The sequence below is a fragment of the Neisseria sp. 19428wB4_WF04 genome, from assembly GCF_015235335.1.
Lineage (GTDB): Bacteria > Pseudomonadota > Gammaproteobacteria > Burkholderiales > Neisseriaceae > Neisseria > Neisseria musculi.
In genome coordinates, this window is sequence record NZ_JADGLG010000036.1 from 1 (window position 1) to 25,395 (window position 25,395).

Consider the following 25,395-nt stretch of genomic DNA (forward strand, 5'->3'; position numbering starts at 1 on the left):
CATGCATAACATCCAGGTTGGGCTCCGCTGTGTGATAAAGCGGAGCAGTTTATAACAAACGGAGAGTGGCTCAATTTTGGAGCACAACTCCCCGTTTCCCTGGCTCAGTTTTGCACGATATTTAACACCATGCCAAACAGGCAAGGGAAAAATGGGGCAAACTGCATGCGGATAATGCGGAATTTGTTGAGAACCTGATACGGGAAGGCCGCCTGATGCCGCGTGACCGTGCTTTGTTTGTTCACGCTTTGGATTTTGTGGAAATGCCTGAAACATGCGTTGAATTCAGCGAATACGACAATGGGCAATCATTAAATGCGGCATTGCGCGAACGCTTGGATTTTTATTTGAAATAAAAGAGAAAAAGCGCATTGCGCTGATTCTCTAGGAATTCCGGCAATACGCTTTTTGTAACCCTAAACCTAACAACTGATTATCCGATGATTTCAGAAGATAGGGATAGATTAAAAGAATAAGCCTTTGCCGGATTTTAATTTGTATTAATAAATTAGTGGCAAGGCATTCTGACAAAAATGCAGCGGCCATCTACCTGATTCATGGCTTGAATATTACAGGCGGCGGGGAAACTTTAATTCTCAAAACAGGAATTTGAAAATGGGCAGTAAATCAAGAACAACTATCAGCGGTGATGAAGTTTTAACCTACATTGCCGATAAAGTAACCGAAGTTTTAAATCAGCGCGCCGTTCCTAAATCGGTTGTTTCCGCGGCAGCTTTGGCCGTTTCGGACGGCATATCTGAAACCTTTGGCGGACAACTGATTTACTTTAGAAGCGGGCATTCAAATTCGTCCGAAGAACGCCGTCTTTCAATCATTGCCGATTTTGAAACAGGTAATTATTCGCGTGGTGAATTAGCCTCTAAATACGGTATTTCATTGCAACGAGTCTACCGAATTTTGAAAGTAGGTTGAAATGAATTTATCTTTGAAACGCTTTCAGATTTTCCGTGTGGGAACGCACCGGGATTCTAAAGGACGGCACCGCCAGTTTTCCGCGCAAATGCTGAAAGATATTGCCGACGAACACAACAGCCGCACCAATGGCCGCGCCGCTTTGTTTATCGGGCATGGCGAATACCGCGAAATTGGGAAATTCCCCAAAGGGCTAGAACCGCTTGGGATTGTCCATGAATTGGAATTTGACGGAAAAAATCTGTATGCCAATGCCTTTATTACCGCAGAATTGTTGAGTATGGTAAGAAAGGGCATGTACAGGCACGTTTCAGCGGGGTTTGACCTTTTGCCTACCGGCCTAAAACTGAATCACATTGCCTTTTTGAATAATCCAGCTGTTAAAGGTATGGAGTCACTGAATTTTTCTGAAATATCCACACCATATATCACATTTGAAATGGATATTGATTTTTCTGAGCCTCCACTTCCAATCTTTCAAAATGAATCACAGAAACTGGATTATTTGGCACGCGAATATCAGAAGCAACATCCCGATGTAACCTATTATCAGGCCGTGAAAGCCTGTATTCATTTGACGAACTACCGATGAAAGACCAAACACCATGAACAAAACAAAAGCCATTGAATCTGCAAAATCTGCACTACAAGCCTTTCAAAATCAGGCCGCCGCAATCCGTAAGGAACGTGAAGATGTAGCGGGGCAAATTGAAAAACTGAAAAGCGAAATCAAACGCTTGCGCGATATGCCCGTAAGCAAGACGGATTTCAGCCTGTTACTGAAAGAACATATTGCCGCCGAGAGCAAACAGGCCGAACAAATTTTGATTAACCTCTTGACGAGCGAACGGCGCGGTTTCGGCGAAAACGCCGCGATTGAAATACCGAGTTACAGCAATATGCCTTTAAATAAGCTTGAAACCCACACAATAGGCAGAAAGGAATACGGTACATTGCGCGAAAACTGGATTTTCTCTGGCTTCCGCGCGGCACACGGCGAATTCTTATCAGGCAATTTTTTCAGTCATGGAGAAGACCGTACATTAAGCACGCTTTGTTATTTTTTCCCCGATGCGGTTCACAGCCGAATTATGCAAACCATTGAAACCGCCATCGGTTCAAAATGGGGTAATGAAGAACTGCCGAGCATTTCCGAACGCCGCGAAACCATTACAGACCTGCAAACCGAAATAGAAGACATGCAGGCGCGTTTGGCAGATCTAGACGCGGCCATTAGTGAATTTAACGGGGCAACTTCACCAGCACCGATTGAATTAGACGAGTGCAACCGCCTGATTCTCGCAAATTATAGATAATAACTAATGTAACATAAAAAATCCTGCCTTTGTTTGACAGGATTTGTAACAAAGTTGCTGAGAGTGAAATAAAATCAAAAGCGATTTATCTCACGAAATGCGCCGATTTTTCGCGCGCGGCTTCAACAACATTAAAATAAAATCTCAATTATCTTTTTAAAAGAATTGATAAGAGAATTTGACCTGGTTATCTAAGACAGTCTCTAAAGATTTTGTAGTGTGGAGGCAAATTAGATGCTGAAAAATCCTAGGCCGTCTGAAAGTTTTTTCAGACGGCCTGTTGGTTTAAGCTATTTCAAACTTAAATAATGCCTTGGGTTTGGGTCTGTTGGGTGATTTGATCTTGGCCCACAGAAGCATAGGATGTATCGATACCGTAGCTGTTGAGTACTTTATCGATAGTGGTGCTGTTCCATACGGTGCCGTCATCAAATTTAAACTCTTCGATGCGGTAGGCCGCACTTTCAAACCAATTGCTCACAGTCAACGAATCTTGACCGCCGGCTTTGATGGTTAAATCGTTGCCTGAGCGGGCAAAGCTTAAGTCGGAAATCTGGAGGCCTTGCCAAAATTCAAGTACATCATGGTTACACGGATCGGTATCGTAATCACAGATTACATCATGACCATAACCTTTATTGAACACATAGGTGTCGTTGCCGACGCCGCCTTCAAGATAGTCGTTGCCGGCACCGCCATCAAGCCAGTCGTCGCCGCCTTTGCCGATCAGACGGTCATCACCATCCATGCCGCGCAATTCATTATTGCCGCCGTTGCCGATAATTTCGTTGTTCAGGTTGTTACCGGTTCCGTTCAGATTGGCCGTACCCATCAGAATCAGATTCTCAACATTATCCGGCAATTCGTAATTAATATAGGTGCGAACGGTGTCGGTACCCTCGTTGGCATACTCAACTACGCAATCTCCTTTCTGCTCAACCAGATATACATCATTGCCGAGACCTCCGTACATGATGTCGTTGCCTTCTCCGCCATTGAGGTAATCGTTGCCTGTGCCGCCGTAGAGCTTGTCGTTACCTGACTGGCCATACAGCGTATCGCCGTTGTCATTTCCGTAGATGATGTCGTCTCCTGCACCGCCGTAGATCACATCTGCACCGGCATGACCGTAAATTTTATCAGCTTTATCAGTACCGTAAATGGTGTCTTTTTTCTCGGTACCGTGAATTTGGCCTATTTCGTTGGGTGTGCCTTTAATAATATTGCCGGGATTTTTATCGATGCCGCCGAAACTGTTGTCGGGATTGGCATTGTTATCCTTGCAATCAATGCAGTCGTCTTTCGGCTCAGGCTCGGGTTTCGGCTCAGGCTTGGGCTCGGGTTTCGGCTCAGGCTTGGGCTCGGGTTTCGGCTCAGGCTTGGGCTCGGGTTTCGGCTCAGGCTTGGGCTCGGGTTTCGGCTCAGGCTTGGGTTCGGGTTTCGGCTCAGGCTTGGGCTCGGGTTTCGGCTCAGGCTTGGGCTCGGGTTTCGGCTCAGGCTTGGGCTCGGGTTTCGGCTCAGGCTTGGGCTCGGGTTTCGGCTCAGGCTTGGGCTCGGGTTTCGGCTCGGGTTTCGGATGAGGCTTAGGTTTCGGGAAAAGTTCGATAATCGGAGGTTTGGGTTTCGGGAAAAGTCCGATAATCGGAGGTTTGGGTTTCGGGAAAAATCCGATAATCGGAGGTAGGGGTTTCGGGAAAAATCCGATAATCGGAGGTAGGGGTTTCGGAACAAATCCGATAATCGGGGGGATAACAGGCGGGCAATACCAGTTACCGATTCCTTTATCCTTGCCGCCCCAGCCGTAGTGGCCCTTGCCGCCCCAGCCGTAGCTCTTGCCACCGCTGAAACCTTTGAATGAATGTGTCATTGTGCACTCCTCATGCTGTTTCACGTTAAAAAACTGCCCGCACCAAACCGGTAAATTTGATACAGGCAACTGCTAAGATCTGCACTTTTATTTTAGTTCAGGTTTAAATCAGGCGGTTATATTCCAATCGAGTGGCATTTATTTAGAATAAATGGCAATGTATTAACTTATTTGAGTATTATGATGTTTACTTTGTGGTGTTGGTGAGGGGGAGTGTACGGCTGAAAATCAGGCGGTGTTTACAGGCTCCTCACGGCGCAGCAGGGTAATGAGGCCGGTAATGCGCTGTTTCATTTCGCGACGGTCGACAATTTGGTCGATGGCACCTTTTTCAAGTAGAAACTCGGCGCGTTGGAAGCCTTCGGGCAGGGTTTCGCGCACGGTCTGTTCAATGACGCGGGGGCCGGCGAAGCCGATTAGGGCGTTGGGTTCGGCCATCACGATGTCGCCCAAAAAGGCGAAACTGGCGGATACGCCGCCCATAGTCGGGTCGGTAAGCACTGAGATAAAAGGCAGGTTTTTTTCGGAAAGCAGGTGCAGGGCTGCGCTGGTTTTGGTCATCTGCATCAGTGAGTTGAGGCCTTCCTGCATACGCGCACCGCCGGATGCGGCCACACAGATGAAGGTGCAGCGATCGGCTGCGGCACGGCGCACGCCTTGTACAAAACGTTCGCCTACCACCGAACCCATCGATCCGCCGATAAAGCGGAATTCAAAAGCGGCTGCAACAACGGGCAGGCCGTTCAGCGTGCCTTTCATAACCACCAACGCATCGTTTTCGCCGGTGGATTTTCGGGCGGCGGTGAGCCGTTCGGGGTATTTTTTGCTGTCTTTGAATTTCAGTATATCAATGGGTTTGACGTTGGCACCGATTTCTTCGCGGCCGTTTTCATCTAAGAGAATGTTGAGGCGTTCGCGGGCGGAAAGGGCGTTGTGGTGGCTGCATTTCGGGCATACTTGCAGGTTTTGCTGCAGCTCGGTCGAATAAAGGGTTGCGGCACACGAAGGGCATTTGTGCCACAGGCCTTCGGGCACACTGGATTCGTTTTTGCCGGCACGCTTGATTTTCGGAGGGAGGATTTTGTCTAACCAGCTCATGTTTGCTCCTTGGTTGGAAAGATTTTTTCAGACGGCCTGTGCAACGGCGTTTTTGAGTTGTTTCACCAACGCGCCGACAGCTTCGGCTTCACGGCCGGCGTTGTTTTTGATTTCCTGAACAATGCGGCTGCCCACGATGACGGCATCGGCAACAGCGGCGGTTTTGCCGGCGTTTTCAGCATTGCTGATACCGAAGCCTACACCGATGGGCAGGTCGGTATATTTGCGTAAAATCTTGATTTTACGCGAAACAGCTTCGGTATCTAACTGTGCGGAGCCGGTTACGCCTTTGAGCGACACATAATATACGAAACCGCCGGCGAGCCTGCCGATGGCGGCCATGCGTGCTTCGCCGGTGGTGGGGGCGGCCAGAAAAATGCAGTCCAAGCCGTTTTGCCGCAGGGCGTGGTGCAGCGGGGCGATGGTTTCGATGGGCGAATCTACGGTTAATACGCCGTCAACGCCTGCTTTGGCGGCGGCACGGGCAAATTGGGCATAGCCCATTTTATGCACGGGGTTGAGATAGCCCATCAATACCACGGGGGTGGTCGGGTTGGTTTGGCGGAATCCGCGCACCACTTCCAACACGTCTTTCAACGAAACGCCTTGCGCCAAGGCGCGTTCGGCAGCACGCTGGATGGTGGGGCCGTCTGCCATCGGATCGGAAAACGGCACGCCCAGTTCGATTAAATCGGCACCGTTGGCAACCATGCTGTGCATGATCGCGAGCGTGGTGCCGAGATCGGGGTCGCCGGCGGTGATATACGGAATCAGGGCTTTGTTATTGCCCAACGCGTTAAAGGTTTGCTGGATTCTGCTCATGGCTCGGAATGCGGCAGCCCGGCTTTCAGACGGCCTGAAAATAAGGAATCATAAAAAAACAAGTATAACATTGCTTTGATTTTGCCTGAACGATAATTTATCCGAATCTGCGCGCCGGGCAAAATGCAGGCAGCGCAGATTGTGCTTTCAATATTTCTTATTTTTCATTTGGTTGGGGAGTGTAGTCAGAAAGCGTTGCGGCGGTATTTTTGGTTAAAATCTGCATCTGCGGCGTTCAAAATGCTCGCAAGATGTTCAATCTTACTGCGCTTTTTGCCTGGCATCTGCGGATTTTTCCTCAAAAAACCGCTTCACAAGCATTCTGACTATACTCCCTAAGATGAAGATGCCGGATTCGGGGCTGTTTTCGGGGGAGGCGGTTATCCACCGTTTTGCGCGTAGGCGGCAAACTCGGCCTGCTTGGCTTTGGCTCTGCCCGAATCGATGGCTTCGGCAGCGGCCTGAATACCGCTTGCCAGCGAGTCGGCCACATTGCCCGCATACAGGCAGGCCGCTGCATTGAGCAGCACGATATCGCGCGCGGCTCCGGGCTCGCCGGCCAAAACGCGGTTCATCATGGCGAGCGATTCGGCACTGTTGCCAACGCGTATGCTGTCGAGGTTGGGGTAGGTGGCCAGGCCGAATTGCCCGGGGGAAATATCGTATTCGCTGATGGTGCCGTGATGCAGCTCGGCCACACGGGTTGGGCCGGTAACGGTGATTTCGTCTAGGCCGTCGCTGCCGTGTACCACTAAAACGTGTTGCGAGCCGAGTTGCTGCAACACGCGCGAGAGTATGCCGCACAAGTCGATGTGGAACACGCCGAGCAGTTGGTTGGGTGCGCCTGCGGGGTTGGTGAGGGGGCCTAAAATATTGAAAATGCTTCTGAAGCCGAGCGAACGGCGCACAGGGGCGACATGGCGCATGGCGCTGTGGTGGTTGGGGGCAAACATAAAACCGATGCCGGTATGGTCGATGCTGCTGCCCACCTGAGCGGGCGTTTGGTTGAGGTTTACGCCCATTTCTTCCAGCACGTCTGCCGCGCCGCTGGATGACGACACCGAGCGGCCGCCGTGTTTGGCCACTTTTGCGCCGGCTGCGGCGGCTGCAAACATGGCGGTGGTGGAGATGTTGAAGGTTTGGGCACCATCGCCGCCGGTGCCGACAATATCGACCAAATGGTCTGGGTCGCGCACGGGCACGGGGGTGGCAAACTCGCGCATCACGGCGGCGGCGGCGCTGATTTCGGACACGGTTTCTACTTTGATGCGCAGGCCGGTGAGAATGGCGGCCAGCTGCTCGGGCGGCACCTGCCCGCTCATAATCTGGCGCATCAGCGCGGTCATTTCGTCATAAAAAAGCTCGTTGTTGCCGATCAGGCGGGCGATGGCCTGCTGGGGGGTAATCATGACACGTTTCCTTTATATCCGGGCTTTCAGACGGCCTTGTGTTTGCGCTCGAGCCGTCTGAAAAGGCGGGCGGGAGCCTGTGCAACTGCGGCGTATTGCTTTTTGCCGATAGCTTGCGCAATCACGGCGCGGGGCTTGCCGTTATTGTGTTCAGACGGCTTGATGCGGTGTTGGGGCCGTCTGAAAACGGGCGGCGGCACGGGCGCAAACGCAGTGCGCTGCTTTTCACCGCTTCGTCAGCTTTTCAGACGGCCTCTGCCTGCATCGGCGGCCGTGTGAAAATGGAAGCCGGGTTGGTTGCAAAAGCCCGTCTGCTGTGCGTGGAACAGTTGGCGACCTGCGCGCGGCAATGGTGTATTCCTTTTCTATTCAGCTTTTCAGACGGCCTTATGTTTGCGTTTCGGCCGTTTGAAAGCCTGCAAATTCTTTTAAAAAATTATCCAGCATTTCATGCCCGTGTTCGGTGAGCAGGGCTTCGGGGTGGAACTGCACGCCCTCAACGGGCAGCGTTTTGTGGCGCACGCCCATGATTTCGCCGTCATCGGTCCAAGCGGTGATTTCCAAGCACTCGGGCAGGGTGGGGCGGTCGATAACGAGGCTGTGGTAGCGGGTGCAGGTTACGGGGTCGGGCAGGTTGCGGAACATTCCTTTGTTTAAATGATGCACGGGCGATACTTTGCCGTGCATCAGTGTTTTCGCGCGCACGATATTGCCGCCGAAGGCTTCGCCTATGGTTTGGTGGCCTAAGCAGATGCCCATCACCGGCAGCCGTCCTGCGAAATGCTGCATGGCAGCCACGGAAATGCCGGCTTCTTTGGGCGAGCAGGGGCCGGGGCCGATAACCAGATACTGCGGGTTGAGCGCGGCAATTTCTTCGAGGGTGATGCTGTCGTTGCGGAACACTTCTACATCTTGGCCGAGTTCGGCGAAATACTGCACGATGTTGTAGGTGAAGCTGTCGTAGTTGTCTATCATTAAAAGCATGGTGTTTCAGCCTGTTGTGGAGTGGGTATCCGTGCAAAGGATACGGTGTTGCCCGGCTCGGCGGAATCTGCTGCTGCTTTTATAAAGAGCCGTCTGAAACGGCCTGCCTGCCGGGGCGGTTTTCAGACGGCCTTCTCGTTGCGCTTGCCGAAACAGATAAAGCCGGCAATGCCCAACACAACCATGGGCAGGCTCAGCCATTGCCCCATCGATAAGCCCAACGTGAGCAGGCCGAGGTGGTCGTCGGGCTGGCGGGCAAACTCTGCGGTAAAGCGGAATACACCGTAGCCTGTTAGAAACACCATCGACACCTGTCCGACAGGGCGCGGTTTGCGGGCAAACAGCCACACGACAACAAACAGGCAGATGCCTTCGAGCGCAAATTGGTATAACTGCGAGGGGTGGCGCGGCAGCATACCGTGTTGCGCGAGCCATTCTGCCCATTGCGGGTTGCGGGCGGCGGCTGCGGTATCTTCATAGGCGGCTTGCGGAAAGCCCATTGCCCAAAAAGCGTTGATGTCGGTGATGCGTCCCCACAGTTCGCCGTTGATAAAGTTGCCGATGCGCCCGCTGGCCAAACCCAACGGCACCAGCGGGGCAACAAAGTCGGCCGTGCGCCAAAAGCCGGTTTTATATTTGCGGCCGAACAGCCACATGGCAACCAACACGCCTAAAAAACCGCCGTGAAACGACATGCCGCCTTCCCACACTTTCACAATATCGGCGGGGTGTTCCATATAGTAGGAAAATTTGTAAAACAAAACATAGCCCAAACGACCGCCGAGAATCACGCCGAATACGCCCCAGGTGAGAAAATTGTCGAGCATCTCTTTGGTAAACACTTGGCCGCCCCGGTCGATGCGCCGCCTTCCCAGCCAGATAAACAGAACGAAGCCGACAATATAGCTGAGCGCATACCAGCGTACCGCCAACGGGCCGATGCTGATTAATTCGGGGCTGAACTGCGGGTGTATCATCATAAGGGAATACCTGTTTTCGGGTGGGGTGGGCGGTTATTATAGCAGAGGCCGTCTGAAAAGCAGGCGCGGCCTTGCGGCGGTGCTTCGGGCATGGCCTGCTCCGCCGGCTGCTGTCGGGCTCTGCGCTTCATACCGGCCGGTCGGGTGCGATGATATGGTGAACCCGCTTCATTTGCGTTGCGGCGTTGCCGCGCATCAGTCTGCCTTTTCTTGAGCCTGCTTGCTTTTTAGCCCTCTCAAATAGAACGGTTTTGCAGGCCGCCCGATCGGCGGTCGAACCGGTTCCGTGCCGTCTGAACGGCCTGCGGTCTGCCTCCCGCTGCCGAAATAAAGCGGGCCTGCTGCCTGAGCGCACGCCGATACCAGAGTTTTGCCGCTTTGCGGCGGCACGGGCGAACCCCGCCGCATTCGGTGGGCACGCGCTTCGGCTGCCCGTTGCCGGCAACGGGTTTGTGGCGGAATATACTGTTGCGGCAGAGGGCGGACGGGTGGGTGCCAAGCCCGCACCGCCTGCACAAAGGGCAGGACACGCCCCGCAGTGCGGGCGGTTGCAGAGCGCATCTTTTCAAGCCTTAACCGCTTCCAACCCGTCTTGACGCAAAGCGGCAGCTTGCGGTTAAATGCCGCAGCATCATCGGCCGCAGTATGCGGTATCCGTTGCTGCCGTTTCAGACGGCCTGTTCAGAAAAATATTTTGAGAAAGAGGTTTTTTATGGGTGCTTTTAATCCGATGTACGTTACCTTCGGCATCTATCTGGTTGCCGTGCTGCTGATTGGTTTGGCGGCGTATTTTTCCACCCGCAATTTTGACGACTATATTCTCGGCGGCCGCAGTTTGGGCAGCTTCGTTACCGCGATGTCGGCGGGTGCGTCCGATATGTCGGGCTGGCTGCTGATGGGCCTGCCCGGCGCGATCTACGCCTCCGGTCTGAGCGAAGCGTGGATTGCCATCGGCCTGACCGTGGGCGCGTATTTCAACTGGCTTTTGGTGGCCGGCCGCCTACGCGTACACACCGAATACAACAACAACGCGCTCACGCTGCCTGATTATTTCTTTCACCGCTTCGGTGGGGGCGGCAGGGCGATGAAAGTGATTTCTGCTGCCATCATTTTGTTTTTCTTCACGATTTATTGCGCTTCGGGCATCGTGGCCGGTGCGCGGCTGTTTGAAAGCCTGTTTGACGTAACCTACACCCAGGCCATGTGGCTGGGCGCGGGCGCAACCATTGCCTACACCTTTATCGGCGGCTTTCTGGCTGTGAGCTGGACGGATACCGTGCAGGCCACGCTGATGATTTTTGCCCTTATCATCACCCCGGTGATGGTGTATCTGGCTTTGGGCGGTGCCGATGAAATGAACGCCGCCATTCAGAGCGTGGCCGCCGCCACCGGCAAGGAATACGGCAGCCTGCTGGCCGGCACCACCCTGATGGGCATTGTTTCCACTGCCGCATGGGGCTTGGGCTATTTCGGCCAGCCGCATATTCTCGCGCGCTTTATGGCGGCCGAAAACGTGAAATCGCTGGTATCCGCCCGCCGCATCGGCATGACTTGGATGATTCTCTGCTTGGCGGGCGCGTGTGCCGTGGGTTATTTCGGCATTGCCTATTTCGGCGGCCACCCCGAACAGGCAGGCGAAATGGCGGGCAACAACGAACGTATCTTTATCGCGCTGACCACCATTTTGTTCAATCCGTGGATTGCCGGCGTGATTCTTTCGGCCATTCTCGCTGCCGTGATGTCCACCTTGTCGTGCCAGCTGCTGGTGTGTTCGAGTGCCATCACCGAAGATTTTTATAAAGGCTTTCTTCACCCCAACGCGCCGCAGCAGGAATTGGTGTGGATAGGCCGTATTATGGTGCTGGCCGTGGCCGTGATTGCCATCATCATCGCTGCCGACCCCGAGAGCAAAGTGCTGGGGCTGGTGTCTTACGCCTGGGCGGGCTTCGGCGCCGCGTTCGGCCCGGTGGTGATTTTGTCGGTGTTCTGGAAGCGCATGACCGCCGCCGGCGCGTTGGCGGGCATGATTGCCGGTGCCGTTACCGTGGTGGCTTGGAAGCCCTTAACCGGCAGCAGCCTTTATGAAATCGTGCCCGGCTTTATCGCCTGCTTCATTGCCATTGTGGCCGTATCGCTGATGGGCAGGGTTTCCAAAGAAATGGAAAACAAATTTGAAGAAGCCGACAAGGCTTATCAGGCCGCGAAATAACCGTCAGGCCGTCTGAAAGGTTTTTCAGACGGCCTTTTCTTGATGGAATGCACCCCGCGCAAAGGGGTGCATTCTTATATTCGGATGCTTGGTGCTATCTGGGGTTTTGCAGAATATTTTGTAAAGGGTTTCGGACGGTAATGAGCGGTTTTAATGCGGTACAACGCACCCTGCAGGCGGTGAAGAAAGCATGAAACCGACTCTGTTACCGCTTGGGCGGCCGGTAAAACCGGCCTTTTTGCCGGGTGCGGCACCGCGGTAACAAAATAAAGGGATGATCCAAAGGGTAGGAGTTCAGACGGCCTGAGGCCTTGGCAAAATTTATTCAGGCCGTCTGAAACATTCAACCACCAATATTCAACCATTATTATGAGTTTGCAAGTCTGCTGCGCGGGAATGATGGAGCCTAAGCATTTTCAGACGGCTAAGGGTATTTTAGCCAAGGTTTCGGCCTGTTTGTTCAGACGGCCTTTCGGGCAATGCCGTAACAAGAATAAGCGTCTTGCCGCCTTGCACTGAACATGCAGAGAGCTTCCCCGTGTGCCGTTGGTTTTTTTGCGGGCCGGACGGTGCGGCGTTTTTCGGGAAGGTGGAAAACGGAATTGGTGGTGTGGAAACGGTGTGCATGATAAAACCCCTCCAGTGTGTGCCAAAGGGGTTTCGCGTTTGCAGGAGATGCACTTACGCAAAGCCGTAGGATAAAGGCTCCGGTTTCGGCCGCGCGGCAGCTTTCTGATGCTAGGCCAGCGTGGCCACCAGCACGGCTTTGATGGTGTGCATACGGTTTTCGGCCTGATCGAACACCACCGATGCAGGGCCTTCAAACACCTCTTCGGTTACTTCCACGCCGTCCATGCCGAAAGTTTGGCGGATATGGTTGCCGATTTCGGTTTCGCTGTTGTGAAATGCAGGCAGGCAGTGCATAAATTTTACATCGGGGTTGCCCGAGGCCGCCATCAGCGCGGCGTTCACCTGATAGGGTGCCAACAGTTCGATGCGCTCTTTCCACACGCTTTCGGGCTCGCCCATCGACACCCACACATCGGTGTGGATATAGTCCGCGCCCTTAACCGCCTCTTGGGGGTTTTCGGTTAAGAGCAGGCGCGCGCCGCTTTTCTCGGCGGTGGCGCGGGCTTTGGCAATCAATTGTTCAGACGGCCACAAATGGCGGGGTGCGCCGATGCGCACGTCCATGCCGAGAATGGCACCGCCCAACAGCAGCGAATTGCCCATGTTGTAGCGTGCATCGCCCACATAGGCATAGATGGTTTGGCGCAGCGGCTTGCGGCAGTGTTCGCGCATGGTGAGCATATCGGCCAGAATCTGAGTGGGGTGGAACTCGTTGGTCAGGCCGTTATACACGGGCACGCCGGCATATTCGGCCAATTCTTCCACGATTTCCTGGCCGTAGCCCCGGTATTCGATAGCGTCATACATACGCCCCAACACGCGGGCGGTGTCTTTGATGCTTTCTTTGTGGCCGATCTGGCTGGCTGCCGGCTCGAGATAGGTAACGTTTGCGCCCTGGTCGTGGGCGGCCACTTCAAACGCGCAGCGGGTGCGGGTAGAGGTTTTCTCAAAAATCAGCGCGATATTTTTACCCGTCAGCCTGCGCTTTTCGCTGCCGTTTTTTTTGGCGGCTTTCAACTCGGCGGCAAGATCGAGCAGATATTCGATTTCTTCGGGGGTGTAGTCCAGCAGTTTCAGAAAGTGGCGGTTTTTGAGGTTCATGGTGGTTGCTTTCTTGGTGGGTTTCAGACGGCCTTCTGAACGACAACGGTTTGCTTGGGATAGTAATGGATTTCTGCCGTTCCTACAAACCGTTGCGCAACGGTTTTTGATGGAAATTCAATAGTGGCTGAAATTTAACACGGACAAGGCGACGAAGCCGCAGACAGTACAGGTAGTACGGAACCGATTCTGTTGCCGCTTCAGCGGCTTACAAAATCGTTCTCTTTGAGCTAAGGCGAGGCAACGCTGTACATGTTAAATCTAAGCCACTATAAAACTGCTTTCAAACGGTAAAGGCTGGTGGTTTCCCTGCTGCGCGCGAATGCCAGCGGGTCGGCGGCATCGGCGGCCTTGCGGTGCGCGGGCGCCGTTTGCAGAACGCCCGCCACGGCCAGCGAGGCCGCTTGAAAGCATTGCTGCAGAAAATCCGGCTCGCGCAGGTGCAGGTGTTCGGCCAAATCCGACATCACCAGCCATGCCTCGCCGTTGGGGTTCAACCGTTCGCGCACGCCGTTTAAAAAGCCTTTCAGCATGGCGTGGCCGGGATCGTAAAGCGCGGTTTCAACGGCGGAAGTGGGTTTGGCGGGCAGCCACGGCGGATTGCAGATGATTAAATCGGCGCACCCCTGCGGGAACAAATCGGTTTCTTCAACCTGCACGCGCCCGCCATATCCCAACCGCCCAATATTGGCGCGGGCGCAGGCGGCGGCGCGCGGATTATTGTCGGTGGCGGTGATGCAGGGAATGCCGCGCGCGGCCAACAGGGCGGCAATCACGCCCGAGCCCGTGCCGATATCGAACGCGCTTTCGCAAGGTTGGGGCAGCGGCGCGCGGGCAATCAGGCTGAGATATTCGCCGCGCAGCGGTGAAAACACACCGAACGGCACATAAACGGCGGCATCAAGCTCCGGCACGAACACGCCTTTTTTGTGCCACTCGTGCGCACCGATAAAACCCAGCAATTGATTGAGCGGCAGCAGGAAAGGCTTACTGTTCGGCCTGCTGTACACATCGGCCAGTGCGCTGCGAACATCCGGCGCGCGCGGCAGCTCGAGCGCAAACCCCGCGCCGATTTCCACCGCCAGCATATTCAGCACACGGCTGGTTTGCGCCTGCCGCATACGGTGGCGGTGAAAAGCCGTCTGAATCTCCGCCTGCCGGGCAGCGGGCTTGCGCACGCGCTTTTGTACCGCCGCCAACACCTGCTTGGCATTGTGGAAATCGCCCGTCCACACCGTAGCCGTGTCTGCATAAGCCTGCTTCAAAACCGCAGCTGCGCCGCATTCGTGCAGATAAACCGCCCGTTGCGGCGGCTTCTGTGTGCTTTCGTTGCGCCATTCGGCGGTTTCGCGGTCGGTGGGGATGAAAACAGTCATGGCTTGGCGTGAACGCAAACTAAAGGAAGCAAGTTTACTATAATTTGACCGGCCGCGTTTGCGGTTTCCTAACGCCCGCCCGTCTTTGCCGGAGCAGGCAATAAATGCCGAGACCTTGCAAAAATACCCTTAATAATACTGTTTGAAATGCTTAAATCCCGTCATTGGTTTTGAAGTCCGCTGCGCTCCCACGCAGGCGGGAATCCAGTCGTTTTTTGTAAGTTATTGAAATAAAACACTTGATGGTTTTAAGGCCGGATTCCCGCCTGCGCGGGAATGACGATAATTGAATATTTCAGACGGCCTGATGAGTTTTGCAAAGGTTTCAGGCCGTCTGAAAGCAGGCCATTTGAAAAGAAAAGGCCGTCTGAAAAAAACGGCAACACAAAACAGTATTGCTGCAGTTTTCAGACGGCCTTTTGCCCGCTGCCGAGAATAACTGCCCGAAATGAACCAACCCAAAAACCCGGATAGTTTAATCAAGCGGCTACCGAGACCTGAATCCCGTATTGGACGGGCTCAGGCCTTTTCTTCGGGATCGTTGAGGGCATTGATGCTGTAACCGCCATCAACATAGGTGATTTCGCCGGTAATGCCCGAGGCCAGGTCGGAGAGCAGGAAGGCGGCGGTGTTACCCACTTCTTCGATGGTAACGTTGCGGCCGAGCGGGTTGTGCGAGGCCACATGGCCGAGCAGTTTGCTGAAATCGGCAATGCCCGAGGCGGCCAGGGTTTTAATCGGACCGGCAGAAATGCCGTTGCAGCGTATGCCTTCCCTGCCCAGGCAGGCAGCGGTAAAGCGGATGCCTGCTTCCAGGCTGGCTTTGGCCATGCCCATCACGTTGTAGTGAGGAATCGCGCGCACTGCGCCCAGATAGGTGAGTGCGACAATCGAACCATTGCGCCCCTGCATCATCGGGCGGGCAGCTTTGGCCAGCGCTGGCAGGCTGTAGGCGGAAACTTCGTGGGCGATTTTGAAGGCTTCTCGGCTGATGCTGTCTAGAAAATCGCCGTCTAAGGCTTCGCGTGGAGCAAAACCGATAGAATGAACCAATCCGTCCAGGCCGTCCCACGCTTTGCCTAAGTCGGCGAAGGTTTGCGCGATTTCTTCATCGCTCTGCACATCGCAGCGGAACACCAGTTCGGAGCCCAATTCTGCAGCCATTTTACGCACACGTTCTTCCAGTTTGTCCACCACATAGGTAAACGCCAGATCCGCACCTTGTTGGCGGCAGGCTTTGGCAATGCCGTAAGCGATAGAACGCTCGGAAATCATGCCGGTGATGAGGATTTTTTTACCTTGCAAAAAGCCCATGTTGATTATCCTTAAGTAGAGGTTTTGCGGTTTTTAAAAACCGTGGATTATATCAAAATACCCGCTTTCGGCATAGAAAACAGGTGTTTTGGCGTTTGACGGTTTTAAAGTTTCAGACAGTCTTTGCCAGGTTTTCTCTAACTCTGAACCATAACCCCGGCGCAATTTGAATTTTTGATTGAATTAGGGGACTGTATTAGATTATCCCCAAATACCACACCAAACCCGTAGAACTTTTAACTGCTCTTTGGGCGTGCCAAAGTTAAAACGAAATTCACACTCTTTCAAGAGTAACGGAAAGGATTGACGGACAATTCCATTATATTTTCGTAGAACGCGCTTTGTCTGATTTCGGAAATTTTCAATGCTGTAGATGGTTTTGACGGTCTGCAGAAGATCTGCGAATGATTGATACGGTGATGGGTAAATCCACCCAACATCAAGCACATCACAGCTTTTATAACAATCGGTACAGACAATGTTGTCAGGCTTTAACAACAGGAAGCAAAGTATTTCTCTTGGTGTTTTCAACTACGATACGATAAAAATTTTGCCGTTACGTTGCATAATACCAAAGACGGCAACTTTAACTTGTAGCTCTGTGACCGTGTTTTCCTTTACGTTGTCCGCCTAAATAACTTTCATCCAGCTCAATGGAACCGTCAAAAACTTCGTCTTTGCTTGGTTTACAGTTTGTTATCTTCATTTTTCTGGGTGGACATAACTGCTAATCTAAGTACAGTTCATGTAATTATTTAGTTGTTTTTCTGTCCGCTGGCAGTCGTTTTATCGGAGTTAAAGCCGTTGGATACGCTGCTTGAGCTCGGCAATTCTGTTTTTAAGTTTGGATATGCGGGTGTGCCGGATTACTAAAACGCATGAAGTGGTGAGCAGTAAAAACAGGATTGTGCCGCCGGTTTGGTAATCGCCGAAATCTTTAAGCTGCATGATGTTACCGGCTCCTGCCATAATCGGAGTGGCGGGTGCCGCTAAAATCACAAACATCACGCTGCATACGGCCAGGCATGAAAACAGCAGCATCATGCCGGTTTTCAGCCGCCAGTTTTTGAAGCGCGCGATGGTCAAGCCGATAGCCGCCAACACGGCGGCTGCTGCTGAAAAAGCCAATAAAGCCGACCATTTGTCCACAATGGTTTGGGTGGAAATAAAGGCGGTCAGCCCCAGCATATAAAAACAGAAAACGGCGCCACAGAAAAATATCATACTCAAGAAATTACGCATTACCTATTCCACCGGAAGTTTGAAAATAAAAATGTGTACGGGAGCGGAACAAAAAATACACGATGCAGGCAAAAAGCACCACTCCGTAAAGCAGCATGGGTTGGTTGGGTGACACCGACAGATTAAATATGATGCCTGCCGTGCCATAGGCCACATACAGCCACCGCCCCCAGTTTTTGGCATGCAGCATGGCTGTGCCGGCCAGGGTGTTCAGCATTGATCCCGAATATGCGGCGGTATAAGTATAAATGCCTATCGGAAACGGAATGTGGCAGATAATTTCCTGCATTTCGGGGTTGTGTCCGGTTGCCAGCATGGCCAGGGTGCATAATGCCGAAGAAACGATTAAGAACCAAGCAAGAACCGTTACAAAAAGCGGTCGTTTCATAAGTTATCTAAAAAATACATTTTTTAACAAAATAATTATGCCAAATAAATTACACTTGTGATTGTTTTTTAGATAAACGGTTAAATACGGGTGTAAAGGTTGTCGGAATATTCCGGATAGGGTAAGCCGCCTTTTAAGCGAAATCGGTTGGTAATGAAGATGGCGGCATTTGGGGTGTTTTATTTTATTTTCATAAAATACAAAAGTATGCAGATAGTTGTATCTGCGTTTTAACGCATGGGTTAATAGTGTGCCAGTTATGCAGGCATACCGGCAAGATGTGGTTTTTATCTGATTTCATAAATATATGATGTTGTATATTTACCACTTTTCCATTTGTCAAATAACATTGACGCATCTTTTGGTTGTTTATTTTGTTGTGTAACGGAAAACATTGTTTATCGTTTTTTAACGAAGCTCGACCTGAATTTATCGGTTGGTTTTGCATAAACAAATATTTTTCAGACGGCCTAGACGTGGTTGTTCTTGCAGTCCGGCAGCGTTTTAACAAAAATCCGAATAAATTTTGGTTATTTTCACAAAACCGCAGATTGGGGCAATAGGAGGTGTACAGAAGGCGGTTATGGCGGTTTAACGGTACACAAATCATTCAGGTAGGGGAATGCCGCGCGGTGCGGTAAAAAAGCGTTGGTTGGAGGATGCTTTGCATTACAATACGCATTTTTCCGGCCGTGCCGACTATGGAATTGTTTTGGCTTTATGCCGCTTTGGCTGCGTCTGCTTTTACTTCCGCCACCATTTTGCCGGGCACGTCTGAAGCCGCTTTTACTGCTTTCGTTATCCGCCATCCTGAATCTTGGTTGGGTGCGTGGTTGGTGGCGGGCGTTTGCAACGCGGCGGGCAGTATTTTATCGTATGGTATGGGCAGGCTGCTGCCCGATAAGCGAAGGCCGTCTGAAAAAATATTTCAGTTTCTGAGCCGATACGGTATTTGGATGCTGCTTTTGGCTTGGGTGCCTGTTGTGGGAGACGGCCTGCCGCTTGCCGCAGGTTGGCTGCGCCTGAATGCTTGGAAGTGCGGCCTGGCTTTGACGGCGGGCAAACTGTTGCGCTACGGCGTTTTACTCGGCGGCATACAGGCTTGGGGCGGTGCAGTGTTTGCCGCATAAAGCAAACGGCTGTTATTTTGTTATTATCGTTGACCGGCCGGTTTGGGTTGCATCGCTGCCTGCCTTGGCATACCGGCAGAGCCGGCAGGATGTGTTGCACGATATATGAACTATATTATTGAATCTGCATGATTTTCGGTATGAGGCGGCAGGTTTCAGGTCTCGCAGTACTACTATATGAAATAGGTTTTGTTGCTGCTTGGGCAGCTTGTAAAACCATTTCTTTGGGCGGCAAACCGCAGCAACGCGGTAACAGAAATGAAGCAGGTTCACGATACTTGCCGCTCTCTGTGGTTTGCCGCCTTGTGTTTGCCTTGGCGATTCGCTATAAAAATGGTGTTTGAGGTGCGGCATGGCTGCCTTATATCGAACAAATATTTATTATTGGCCGGAATCTTTGCAAAATCTGCTCAGGCCGTCTGAATGGCCGATCACGCTGCCGGCAGCGGCGGTGCCTGAATTGGGGCGGTGCGTCCTTGGCTTTAAAAGGTTTTGGCTATGCGGAGCGGGCAGGCAAGCCTTGGAAAACGGCACAATGCCGCAAATTTAACAGCCTTAGGCCGTCTGAAAAAAGATTGGGAACACAATAGGCCGTCTGAAAAACAGGATAAATACTATGCCGAATTTTTTACCCGAACCCGCCCTGCCTTACGGGGAGCAAAACAAAACCGCTGTGTTGCTGATGAATCTCGGCACACCGGACAAGCCGACAGCTGCGGCGGTGAAGCCGTATCTGCGTGATTTTTTGTCTGACCACCGCGTGGTTGAGTTGCCCAAACCTTTATGGCAGCCGATATTGCACGGTGTGGTGCTGACCCTGCGTCCGAAAAAAAGTGCCCACGGTTATGAGAAGGTGTGGCTGCCGGAAGGCTCGCCGTTGGCTGTTTATACAGCAAGGCAGGCGGCTCTGCTGGGGCAGCGGCTGCCGGATATCGTCGTGCGCCATGCCATGAGCTACGGAAATCCCGGTGTGCCGCAGGTTTTGCGTGAACTGAAAGCGCAGGGAGTGGCGCAGGTGCTGGTTGTGCCGCTCTATCCTCAATATGCTGCCTCCAGCACGGGCGCGGCGCTCGACAAAGTGTTTGGCGAACTGTTACGGCAGCGCAACCAAATGAGTGTGCGTACTGTGTCGCGTTTTTATAACGATGCAGGCTATATCGCCGCCATGAAGCAGCATGTCGAATCTTATTGGGCGCAGCACGGGCGGGGCGGCAAACTGATGCTGAGTTTTCACGGCATTCCTCAGAAAAACAGCGATGACGGCGACCCCTATCCCCATGAATGCCGCGAAACCGCCCGTTTGTTGGCAGAGGCTTTGTCGATCGGCGAAAACGATTATGTGGTTTCGTTCCAAAGCCAGTTTGGAAAAGCCAAATGGGTGGGGCCGGGCACGCAGGAACTGTTTGACAGCCTGCCCCAACAGGGCGTGGTTGATTTGGATGTGTTTTGCCCGGGCTTTGTCAGCGACTGCCTCGAAACAATGGAAGAAATTGCCATTGCCGGCCGTGAGCAGTTTCATGAAGCAGGCGGCCGCCAATACCGGTATATCCCCTGCCTGAATACCGATACGGTATGGATGGATGCCTTAACCTCGCTGGTGGAGCGCAACCTGCAAGGCTGGCGTTAAAGCAGGTGTTTTCAGACGGCCTGAGCTTTTCCGACCAACTTGGGCGGCGGGTAAAAACAGCATTAACCGGCTTTGTAATATATTGAAATCGCGGCCACCGCCCTAACTTGCTTGAGCAGCCCGTTTGCGCGACAATAGCTGCAAACTATCACAATCAAGGAAGCACATCATGTCAGAAGAAACCCCCATCATCTTTACCGAAAGTTGCTGCGCCAAAGTGGCCGACTTAATCGCCGAAGAAAACAACCCTGATTTGAAACTGCGTGTTTTTGTGAACGGCGGCGGTTGCTCAGGTTTTCAATACGGCTTTACTTTTGATGAAATCAAAAACGATGATGATTTTGAAATCGAAAAAAACGGCTTAATTTTTTTAGTAGATCCAATGAGCTATCAATATTTGCTGGGCGCGGAAATCGACTACACCGAAAGCCTGCAAGGTTCGCAATTCGTTATCCGCAACCCGAATGCAACCACCACCTGCGGCTGCGGTTCATCATTTTCTGTTTGATTTCCGACACCATAATCGCGCCTACAAGCCTGAAAACAGAAAAATCGGAGGTTTCGGCTTTGTGTTAAATCAATTTCTGTTGCCTGCGGCAAGTTGTAAGGGCGAAATAATCCACAGAAATATATATGCTTAATTTATAATTTTAAGCATTACTTTTTCAAAGTATCTTTGAATAAGCCATACGGGCTGAAACAGCAGTGCTGAAAAACGGAGCAGCATTTGATTTAATCGCAAATAAATGCCGTTTGTATCTAGGCGGCTGACAAAGCTGCTACAATCGCATAATCTCGATATCTACATATTGATACGTGTTAGCAGCTTAATAAACTGAATTTACCCAAGATTTGGTTTTTTAAAAAATAAAAAAGTATTGCCAGAGATTTAAAGTCTGAGCTGTTTTTAGAAATAGATGTAACGGAAAAACAATGAGCCAACAGAAACTCTATGATGTTTATGTGTCTTATCCGCCCGGTATCGACAGCGAGCGTATCAACGCCTGCCTGCTCGAGAACCTGCCGGAAAATGAAGCCAATGACCTGATTCAGGCATTGGCCGAGCGTTCTCAGGCTATTATTGCGGAAAACTGCACCAAAGACGAACGTGAAAACGCCCAGCAATATTTCAGTTATTTGGGGTTGGATGTGATTATCCGCCACTCGCTCGAGCTGTTGCCGGAAGAAATAGAAGAGGATAAGGTTCAGACTATTTTCGATCAATGTCCGGTGTGCCGCACTATGATCGATAATCCCGAAGAAACCACGGAGTGCCCCACCTGCCGTTTGCATTTTGCAACCGCTACCGAGGCCGCTATTGCGCGCAAACGCATCGAGTGGGAGGAAAAAGTAGCTTTTGAACATAAGAAGCAGCAGGAAATTGCCCACCGTATGCAGTTGGAAAAACTGGCCGAAGAAAAACGCCTGCGCAAACAGATACGTGCGGAACTCAACGAGAAAATGGAAAAGGAGCTGGGCGCGTGGCGTTGGATGACTTGGTTTAAAGGTGAAAAGGTGCTGATTGCCGGCGGTATTGTGCTGGCGGTGGTTTTTTTGATTGCTGCAGGCTACTTTCTCGGCCAATCGGGAAAGTAAATCAGATTTCTCACCAAATTTACAGAGAGGCCGTCTGAATATCTTCAGACGGCCTCTCTGTTTGGCTTGCATATCGGCGGCCCGGAAGATAACCATATTTACCTTCAAGAAAACTTATGGTTATAATTTTATTTGGTTAAAAACCATTTATTTAGTATTTATACTTAATATTTAACAATATTTTAAAATATAAATCTATTTTAATGGGGCTGATTTGCGGTTGCACGTCAATGCGGGCAGTGATTTTTTAAAAAAATTAAAATACCATTGCACAGTTTGTCCAACAGCCAGCTTCATTAATTAAGAAAGTTCCTAATGAACCACCAATCTGCAAAAAAATATGTTTCAAAAAAATATGTTTTAAGTGCCGCAGCGGCTTGGCTGCTGGCCGCCTGTTCCCCTGCCGAGCAAGCTGCTGCGCCGGCAGACACTTCGGCTGCCGCCGGCAATAAAAAAATCGCCATCACGGCGATTGTGGAGCATCCGGCACTGGATGCGGTCCGCAAAGGCGTGCTGGACGAATTGAAAAACAAGGGTTATGAAGCAGGCAAAAATCTGACGGTTGATTTTCAAAGCGCGCAAGGCAGCACCGCCAATGCCGCGCAGATTGCCAAGAAATTCGCAGGGAGCAACCCTGATGTAATTGTGGCGGTTTCGACACCAAGCGCACAATCTATGGCGGCTGCAACCAAAACCATTCCCGTGGTTTATGCCGGTGTTACCGACCCTGTGGCAGCGAAGCTGGTTCCGGGCTGGGAGGCTTCCAATACCAATGTAACCGGTGTTTCTGACGAACTACCGTTGGAACCGCAAATCGATTTGATGAAAAAGCTCGTGCCTGCGGTGAAAAATGTGGGTTATGTTTACAGCCCCGGCGAGGTGAATTCCACCACTGTTTTAGCACAGTTGAAAGCCAAACTCCCGTCCCAAGGGATTAACGTAGTGGAAGCACCCGCGCAACGTTCTGCCGATGTGCTGGCCGCAGCGCGCAGCTTAAACGGCAAAGTCGATTTGCTTTACACTTCGCCCGACAACAATGTGGTTGCTTCTTACGAATCTATGTATAAGGCCGCCGTTGAAATGAAAAAACCCTTGGTTGCTTCGAATACCGATTCTGTCAAGCGTGGCGCGGCGGCTGCTTTGGGGGTGAACTATTATGATTTGGGCAGGAAGGCCGGCGATATGGTGTTCCAAATCTTAAACGGTAAAAAAGCGGGAGAAATTCCATCAGCCCGCATGGAAACTTTAGATTTGTTTTTAAACAAAAAGAATGCTGCCGCAACAGGGGCGGTACTGCCGGAGGATTTGCTCGGGCAGGCTAAAGAAGTGCAAGAGTAACCGATGGATTCAGTTTGATAAACGATTGGCCGGCCGTGAAGGTTGGCTGATTGTGTTTTCAGACGGCCGTCTGAAAACGCGGCTAGACCGGAAAGAAAGTTTGACCAAATTATGAGCCTGATCGCTTTTTTCGGCGGCATCGAAGCCGGCTTGATTTATGCGCTGGTGGCACTGGGCGTGCTGATTTCGTTCCGCATTCTTGATTTTCCCGACCTGACTGCCGATGGCAGCTTTCCTTTAGGGGCAGTGGTGTTTGCCGTATGCGTGGGTTCGGGCGTTAACCCGTGGCTTGCCTGTCTGGCAGGTGCGGCGGCGGGTGCCTGTGCAGGCATGGTAACGGCGTGGCTGAATGTGTCGTTGAAAATTCTGCCGCTGCTGGCCAGCATTTTGGTGATGGTGGCATTGTATTCGGTTAATCTGCGGATTACCGGCGGCACACCCAATATCCCGCTCATTGGAGCGCCGAGCGTGTTTGAGCCGTTTGTGGCCGCCGATTTCAGCAACCAGTTTTGGGTGCAGCCGCTGATTATTGCCGGCTTCGTGATTGCCGCCAAGCTGCTGCTCGATTGGTTTTTCAACACCCAAACCGGTTTGGCCATGCGCGCAACCGGCGTAAACGCGCGTATGGCCAAGGCGCAGGGCGTAGCGGCTTCTAAAATGGTGGTGTTGGGTATGGCGATTTCCAACGGCCTGATTGCCTTGGGCGGCACACTGTTTGCCCAAACCACAGGCAGTGCCGATTTGGCCAGCGGCATCGGAACCATCGTTATCGGTTTGGCTGCGGTGATTATCGGCGAGAACCTGCTGAGCAGTAAGCGCATTATCTTTATCACGTTGGCCGCTGTTGTGGGGGCGCTGGTGTACCGCCTGCTGATTGCCTTTGCATTGGGCAACGAATTTCTGCAAAGTTTGGGCGTGCGCCCGACCGATTTAAACCTGATTACCGCCGTATTGGTAGTAATCGCCCTGCGCCTGCCGGCGGTTAAACGATCGCTTACAAGGAAAGCCACATCATGATGCGCGCCGATAATCTGAAAGTTACCTTCAACGCGGGCACGCCGATTGAAAACCCCGCCATGCGCGGCATGAACCTACACATTCAAAGCGGCGAATTTGTAACCGTTATCGGCAGCAACGGCGCGGGCAAATCCACTTTTCTCAACGCCATCAGCGGTGATTTATTGGCAGACAGCGGCAGTATCCAAATCAATGGCCAAGACGTTACCCGCCTGCCCGCGCACAAACGCGCCCATTTGGTAGCGCGCGTATTTCAAGACCCTCTAGCGGGCACCTGTGAAGCACTGAGCATAGAAGAAAACATGGCGCTGGCCTATTCGCGTGGCCGCAGGCGCGGCCTGAAATTTGCCCTAAACAAAGCCAACCGTGAATTATTCCGCGAAAAACTTTCCGTGTTGAAACTCGGTTTGGAAAACCGCCTAACCGACCGCATCGGCTTACTGTCAGGCGGCCAGCGCCAAGCCGTGAGCCTGCTGATGGCCAGCTTGCAGCCGAGCAAAATCCTGCTGCTTGACGAACATACCGCTGCGCTCGATCCGAAAACCGCTGCGTTTGTATTAGAGCTTACCGATCAGATTATCGCCGAAAACAAGCTGACGGCAATGATGGTAACCCATTCCATGCGCCAAGCGCTCGACCACGGCAGCCGCACCGTGATGCTGCACCGCGGCAAAGTGGTGTTGGACGTTGCAGGCGATCGCCGCACCGGCATGGACGTTCCCGATTTGCTGGATTTGTTTGAGCAGACACGCGGCGAGAAAGTGTCGGACGATGCCCTGCTGTTGGATTAAAGCAGGAATGGGATAAATATCGTGAATCTATTGATTCAATTAAGGACTTCCGCGCTTTGCTGCCTTGCGAAGGAAGTTCCGAATCCGTAGCCAAAGGCCGTTGTTAAATATCGTGCAAAACTGAGCCAGGGAAACGGGGAGTTGTGCTCCAAAATTGAGCCACTCTCCGTTTGTTATAAACTGCTCCGCTTTATCACACAGCGGAGCCCAACCTGGATGTTATGCAT

28 protein-coding genes and 1 pseudogene are annotated in these 25,395 nt (G+C 52.1%); 15 read left to right on the forward strand and 14 right to left on the reverse strand.

Annotated features, from left to right (window positions below):
- Positions 1–215 precede the first annotated feature (215 nt).
- The 4 genes from IR141_RS08480 to IR141_RS08495 all read left to right on the forward strand — a co-directional run bounded on the left by IR141_RS08480 (position 216) and on the right by IR141_RS08495 (position 2,249).
- Complete coding sequence (locus IR141_RS08480; RefSeq protein ID WP_167743131.1) at positions 216–356, forward strand: hypothetical protein; 141 nt, start codon at positions 216–218, stop codon at positions 354–356.
- A 259-nt stretch (positions 357–615) separates the two neighbouring features.
- Positions 616–933, forward strand: coding sequence for a Mor transcription activator family protein (locus IR141_RS08485; protein ID WP_135035930.1), 318 nt, complete (start codon positions 616–618; stop codon positions 931–933).
- A gap of 1 nt (position 934) precedes the next feature.
- Positions 935–1,525 (forward strand): hypothetical protein, encoded by a 591-nt coding sequence (locus IR141_RS08490; RefSeq protein WP_135035933.1) that lies wholly within the window; start codon positions 935–937, stop codon positions 1,523–1,525.
- A 13-nt stretch (positions 1,526–1,538) separates the two neighbouring features.
- The gene (locus IR141_RS08495; RefSeq protein ID WP_135035936.1) at positions 1,539–2,249 is read left to right on the forward strand and encodes a hypothetical protein; all 711 of its coding nucleotides are present in this window, start codon (positions 1,539–1,541) and stop codon (positions 2,247–2,249) included.
- Between the two features lie 301 nt (positions 2,250–2,550).
- On the opposite strand, the gene IR141_RS08500 is transcribed toward IR141_RS08495, so the two are convergent.
- From IR141_RS08500 to IR141_RS13865, 8 genes are all read right to left on the reverse strand, one after another.
- Complete coding sequence (locus IR141_RS08500) at positions 2,551–4,116, reverse strand: calcium-binding protein (RefSeq protein WP_135035939.1); 1,566 nt, start codon at positions 4,114–4,116, stop codon at positions 2,551–2,553.
- Positions 4,117–4,344: 228 nt separating this feature from the next.
- The gene (gene accD, locus IR141_RS08505) at positions 4,345–5,214 is read right to left on the reverse strand and encodes an acetyl-CoA carboxylase, carboxyltransferase subunit beta (RefSeq protein WP_135035942.1); all 870 of its coding nucleotides are present in this window, start codon (positions 5,212–5,214) and stop codon (positions 4,345–4,347) included.
- Between the two features lie 27 nt (positions 5,215–5,241).
- Positions 5,242–6,036, reverse strand: a complete 795-nt coding sequence (trpA, locus tag IR141_RS08510) for a tryptophan synthase subunit alpha (RefSeq protein ID WP_135035945.1) — start codon at positions 6,034–6,036, stop codon at positions 5,242–5,244.
- 380 nt (positions 6,037–6,416) lie between these two features.
- The gene (gene trpD, locus IR141_RS08515) at positions 6,417–7,445 is read right to left on the reverse strand and encodes an anthranilate phosphoribosyltransferase (RefSeq protein ID WP_135035948.1); all 1,029 of its coding nucleotides are present in this window, start codon (positions 7,443–7,445) and stop codon (positions 6,417–6,419) included.
- A 26-nt stretch (positions 7,446–7,471) separates the two neighbouring features.
- Positions 7,472–7,645 (reverse strand): hypothetical protein, encoded by a 174-nt coding sequence (locus tag IR141_RS08520; RefSeq protein ID WP_167743133.1) that lies wholly within the window; start codon positions 7,643–7,645, stop codon positions 7,472–7,474.
- Positions 7,646–7,832: 187 nt separating this feature from the next.
- On the reverse strand, positions 7,833–8,429 hold the full coding sequence (locus IR141_RS08525; RefSeq protein WP_135035951.1) for an aminodeoxychorismate/anthranilate synthase component II: 597 nt from the start codon (positions 8,427–8,429) through the stop codon (positions 7,833–7,835).
- Positions 8,430–8,551: 122 nt separating this feature from the next.
- The gene (gene lgt / locus IR141_RS08530) at positions 8,552–9,409 is read right to left on the reverse strand and encodes a prolipoprotein diacylglyceryl transferase (protein ID WP_135035954.1); all 858 of its coding nucleotides are present in this window, start codon (positions 9,407–9,409) and stop codon (positions 8,552–8,554) included.
- Complete coding sequence (locus IR141_RS13865; protein ID WP_255518811.1) at positions 9,406–9,540, reverse strand: hypothetical protein; 135 nt, start codon at positions 9,538–9,540, stop codon at positions 9,406–9,408. The genes lgt and IR141_RS13865 overlap by 4 nt, the downstream gene beginning before the upstream one ends.
- 120 nt (positions 9,541–9,660) lie before the next feature.
- Between IR141_RS13865 and IR141_RS08535 the strand changes: the two genes are divergently transcribed.
- On the forward strand, positions 9,661–10,005 hold the full coding sequence (locus IR141_RS08535) for a hypothetical protein (RefSeq protein ID WP_135035957.1): 345 nt from the start codon (positions 9,661–9,663) through the stop codon (positions 10,003–10,005).
- 116 nt (positions 10,006–10,121) lie between these two features.
- Positions 10,122–11,618, forward strand: a complete 1,497-nt coding sequence (gene putP, locus IR141_RS08540; protein WP_135035960.1) for a sodium/proline symporter PutP — start codon at positions 10,122–10,124, stop codon at positions 11,616–11,618.
- Positions 11,619–12,356: 738 nt separating this feature from the next.
- Here the strand turns inward: putP and argF are convergent.
- The gene (gene argF / locus IR141_RS08545) at positions 12,357–13,349 is read right to left on the reverse strand and encodes an ornithine carbamoyltransferase (RefSeq protein WP_135035963.1); all 993 of its coding nucleotides are present in this window, start codon (positions 13,347–13,349) and stop codon (positions 12,357–12,359) included.
- Between the two features lie 269 nt (positions 13,350–13,618).
- Positions 13,619–14,725 carry a class I SAM-dependent methyltransferase gene (locus IR141_RS08550; protein ID WP_135035966.1) on the reverse strand — a complete coding sequence of 369 codons (1,107 nt, stop codon included), beginning with the start codon at positions 14,723–14,725 and terminating at the stop codon, positions 13,619–13,621.
- A gap of 286 nt (positions 14,726–15,011) precedes the next feature.
- Between IR141_RS08550 and IR141_RS08555 the strand changes: the two genes are divergently transcribed.
- Positions 15,012–15,164, forward strand: a complete 153-nt coding sequence (locus IR141_RS08555; protein WP_167743135.1) for a hypothetical protein — start codon at positions 15,012–15,014, stop codon at positions 15,162–15,164.
- Between the two features lie 80 nt (positions 15,165–15,244).
- Here IR141_RS08555 and fabI read toward each other — a convergent pair whose 3' ends face one another.
- The 4 genes and pseudogenes from fabI to IR141_RS08570 all read right to left on the reverse strand — a co-directional run bounded on the left by fabI (position 15,245) and on the right by IR141_RS08570 (position 17,669).
- Entirely contained in the window at positions 15,245–16,039 is a 795-nt protein-coding gene (gene fabI, locus IR141_RS08560; RefSeq protein WP_135035970.1) for an enoyl-ACP reductase FabI, read from the reverse strand.
- A 201-nt stretch (positions 16,040–16,240) separates the two neighbouring features.
- A pseudogene (locus IR141_RS13455) lies at positions 16,241–16,721 on the reverse strand (IS1595 family transposase); the annotation flags it as partial.
- A gap of 113 nt (positions 16,722–16,834) precedes the next feature.
- Positions 16,835–17,227, reverse strand: a complete 393-nt coding sequence (locus IR141_RS08565; RefSeq protein ID WP_135035973.1) for a hypothetical protein — start codon at positions 17,225–17,227, stop codon at positions 16,835–16,837.
- Between the two features lie 46 nt (positions 17,228–17,273).
- Complete coding sequence (locus tag IR141_RS08570) at positions 17,274–17,669, reverse strand: hypothetical protein (RefSeq protein ID WP_135035976.1); 396 nt, start codon at positions 17,667–17,669, stop codon at positions 17,274–17,276.
- Between the two features lie 701 nt (positions 17,670–18,370).
- Between IR141_RS08570 and IR141_RS08575 the strand changes: the two genes are divergently transcribed.
- From IR141_RS08575 to IR141_RS08610, 8 genes are all read left to right on the forward strand, one after another.
- A complete protein-coding gene (locus tag IR141_RS08575) occupies positions 18,371–18,799 on the forward strand; it encodes a YqaA family protein (protein WP_135035979.1) in 429 nt (142 codons plus the stop codon).
- A 128-nt stretch (positions 18,800–18,927) separates the two neighbouring features.
- Positions 18,928–19,143: a hypothetical protein gene (locus tag IR141_RS08580; RefSeq protein ID WP_135035982.1), complete on the forward strand. Its 216-nt coding sequence runs from the start codon at positions 18,928–18,930 to the stop codon at positions 19,141–19,143.
- A gap of 272 nt (positions 19,144–19,415) precedes the next feature.
- Positions 19,416–20,426, forward strand: coding sequence for a ferrochelatase (hemH, locus tag IR141_RS08585; protein WP_135035985.1), 1,011 nt, complete (start codon positions 19,416–19,418; stop codon positions 20,424–20,426).
- A gap of 169 nt (positions 20,427–20,595) precedes the next feature.
- The gene (erpA, locus tag IR141_RS08590; RefSeq protein WP_135035988.1) at positions 20,596–20,934 is read left to right on the forward strand and encodes an iron-sulfur cluster insertion protein ErpA; all 339 of its coding nucleotides are present in this window, start codon (positions 20,596–20,598) and stop codon (positions 20,932–20,934) included.
- A 425-nt stretch (positions 20,935–21,359) separates the two neighbouring features.
- The gene (locus IR141_RS08595) at positions 21,360–22,022 is read left to right on the forward strand and encodes a hypothetical protein (RefSeq protein ID WP_135035991.1); all 663 of its coding nucleotides are present in this window, start codon (positions 21,360–21,362) and stop codon (positions 22,020–22,022) included.
- 315 nt (positions 22,023–22,337) lie between these two features.
- Positions 22,338–23,360, forward strand: a complete 1,023-nt coding sequence (locus IR141_RS08600; RefSeq protein WP_135035994.1) for an ABC transporter substrate-binding protein — start codon at positions 22,338–22,340, stop codon at positions 23,358–23,360.
- 111 nt (positions 23,361–23,471) lie between these two features.
- On the forward strand, positions 23,472–24,377 hold the full coding sequence (locus tag IR141_RS08605; protein ID WP_135035997.1) for an ABC transporter permease: 906 nt from the start codon (positions 23,472–23,474) through the stop codon (positions 24,375–24,377).
- Positions 24,374–25,168 carry an ABC transporter ATP-binding protein gene (locus tag IR141_RS08610; protein ID WP_135036001.1) on the forward strand — a complete coding sequence of 265 codons (795 nt, stop codon included), beginning with the start codon at positions 24,374–24,376 and terminating at the stop codon, positions 25,166–25,168. The genes IR141_RS08605 and IR141_RS08610 overlap by 4 nt, the downstream gene beginning before the upstream one ends.
- The last annotated feature ends 227 nt before the right edge of the window (positions 25,169–25,395 follow it).

Excerpts from the sequence above, each read along its gene's own strand:
- IR141_RS08480 (WP_167743131.1), top strand. The coding sequence starts at position 216 with ATGCCGCGTGACCGTGCTTTGTTTGTTCACGCTTTGGATTTTGTGGAA.
- IR141_RS08485 (WP_135035930.1), top strand. The coding sequence starts at position 616 with ATGGGCAGTAAATCAAGAACAACTATCAGCGGTGATGAAGTTTTAACC.
- IR141_RS08490 (WP_135035933.1), top strand. The coding sequence starts at position 935 with ATGAATTTATCTTTGAAACGCTTTCAGATTTTCCGTGTGGGAACGCAC.
- IR141_RS08495 (WP_135035936.1), top strand. The coding sequence starts at position 1,539 with ATGAACAAAACAAAAGCCATTGAATCTGCAAAATCTGCACTACAAGCC.
- IR141_RS08500 (WP_135035939.1), bottom strand. The coding sequence starts at position 4,116 with ATGACACATTCATTCAAAGGTTTCAGCGGTGGCAAGAGCTACGGCTGG.
- accD (WP_135035942.1), bottom strand. The coding sequence starts at position 5,214 with ATGAGCTGGTTAGACAAAATCCTCCCTCCGAAAATCAAGCGTGCCGGC.
- trpA (WP_135035945.1), bottom strand. The coding sequence starts at position 6,036 with ATGAGCAGAATCCAGCAAACCTTTAACGCGTTGGGCAATAACAAAGCC.
- trpD (WP_135035948.1), bottom strand. The coding sequence starts at position 7,445 with ATGATTACCCCCCAGCAGGCCATCGCCCGCCTGATCGGCAACAACGAG.
- IR141_RS08525 (WP_135035951.1), bottom strand. The coding sequence starts at position 8,429 with ATGCTTTTAATGATAGACAACTACGACAGCTTCACCTACAACATCGTG.
- lgt (WP_135035954.1), bottom strand. The coding sequence starts at position 9,409 with ATGATGATACACCCGCAGTTCAGCCCCGAATTAATCAGCATCGGCCCG.
- IR141_RS13865 (WP_255518811.1), bottom strand. The coding sequence starts at position 9,540 with ATGAAGCGCAGAGCCCGACAGCAGCCGGCGGAGCAGGCCATGCCCGAA.
- putP (WP_135035960.1), top strand. The coding sequence starts at position 10,122 with ATGGGTGCTTTTAATCCGATGTACGTTACCTTCGGCATCTATCTGGTT.
- argF (WP_135035963.1), bottom strand. The coding sequence starts at position 13,349 with ATGAACCTCAAAAACCGCCACTTTCTGAAACTGCTGGACTACACCCCC.
- IR141_RS08550 (WP_135035966.1), bottom strand. The coding sequence starts at position 14,725 with ATGACTGTTTTCATCCCCACCGACCGCGAAACCGCCGAATGGCGCAAC.
- fabI (WP_135035970.1), bottom strand. The coding sequence starts at position 16,039 with ATGGGCTTTTTGCAAGGTAAAAAAATCCTCATCACCGGCATGATTTCC.
- IR141_RS08565 (WP_135035973.1), bottom strand. The coding sequence starts at position 17,227 with ATGCTGGGGCTGACCGCCTTTATTTCCACCCAAACCATTGTGGACAAA.
- IR141_RS08570 (WP_135035976.1), bottom strand. The coding sequence starts at position 17,669 with ATGAAACGACCGCTTTTTGTAACGGTTCTTGCTTGGTTCTTAATCGTT.
- IR141_RS08575 (WP_135035979.1), top strand. The coding sequence starts at position 18,371 with ATGGAATTGTTTTGGCTTTATGCCGCTTTGGCTGCGTCTGCTTTTACT.
- IR141_RS08580 (WP_135035982.1), top strand. The coding sequence starts at position 18,928 with ATGATTTTCGGTATGAGGCGGCAGGTTTCAGGTCTCGCAGTACTACTA.
- hemH (WP_135035985.1), top strand. The coding sequence starts at position 19,416 with ATGCCGAATTTTTTACCCGAACCCGCCCTGCCTTACGGGGAGCAAAAC.
- erpA (WP_135035988.1), top strand. The coding sequence starts at position 20,596 with ATGTCAGAAGAAACCCCCATCATCTTTACCGAAAGTTGCTGCGCCAAA.
- IR141_RS08595 (WP_135035991.1), top strand. The coding sequence starts at position 21,360 with ATGAGCCAACAGAAACTCTATGATGTTTATGTGTCTTATCCGCCCGGT.
- IR141_RS08600 (WP_135035994.1), top strand. The coding sequence starts at position 22,338 with ATGAACCACCAATCTGCAAAAAAATATGTTTCAAAAAAATATGTTTTA.
- IR141_RS08605 (WP_135035997.1), top strand. The coding sequence starts at position 23,472 with ATGAGCCTGATCGCTTTTTTCGGCGGCATCGAAGCCGGCTTGATTTAT.
- IR141_RS08610 (WP_135036001.1), top strand. The coding sequence starts at position 24,374 with ATGATGCGCGCCGATAATCTGAAAGTTACCTTCAACGCGGGCACGCCG.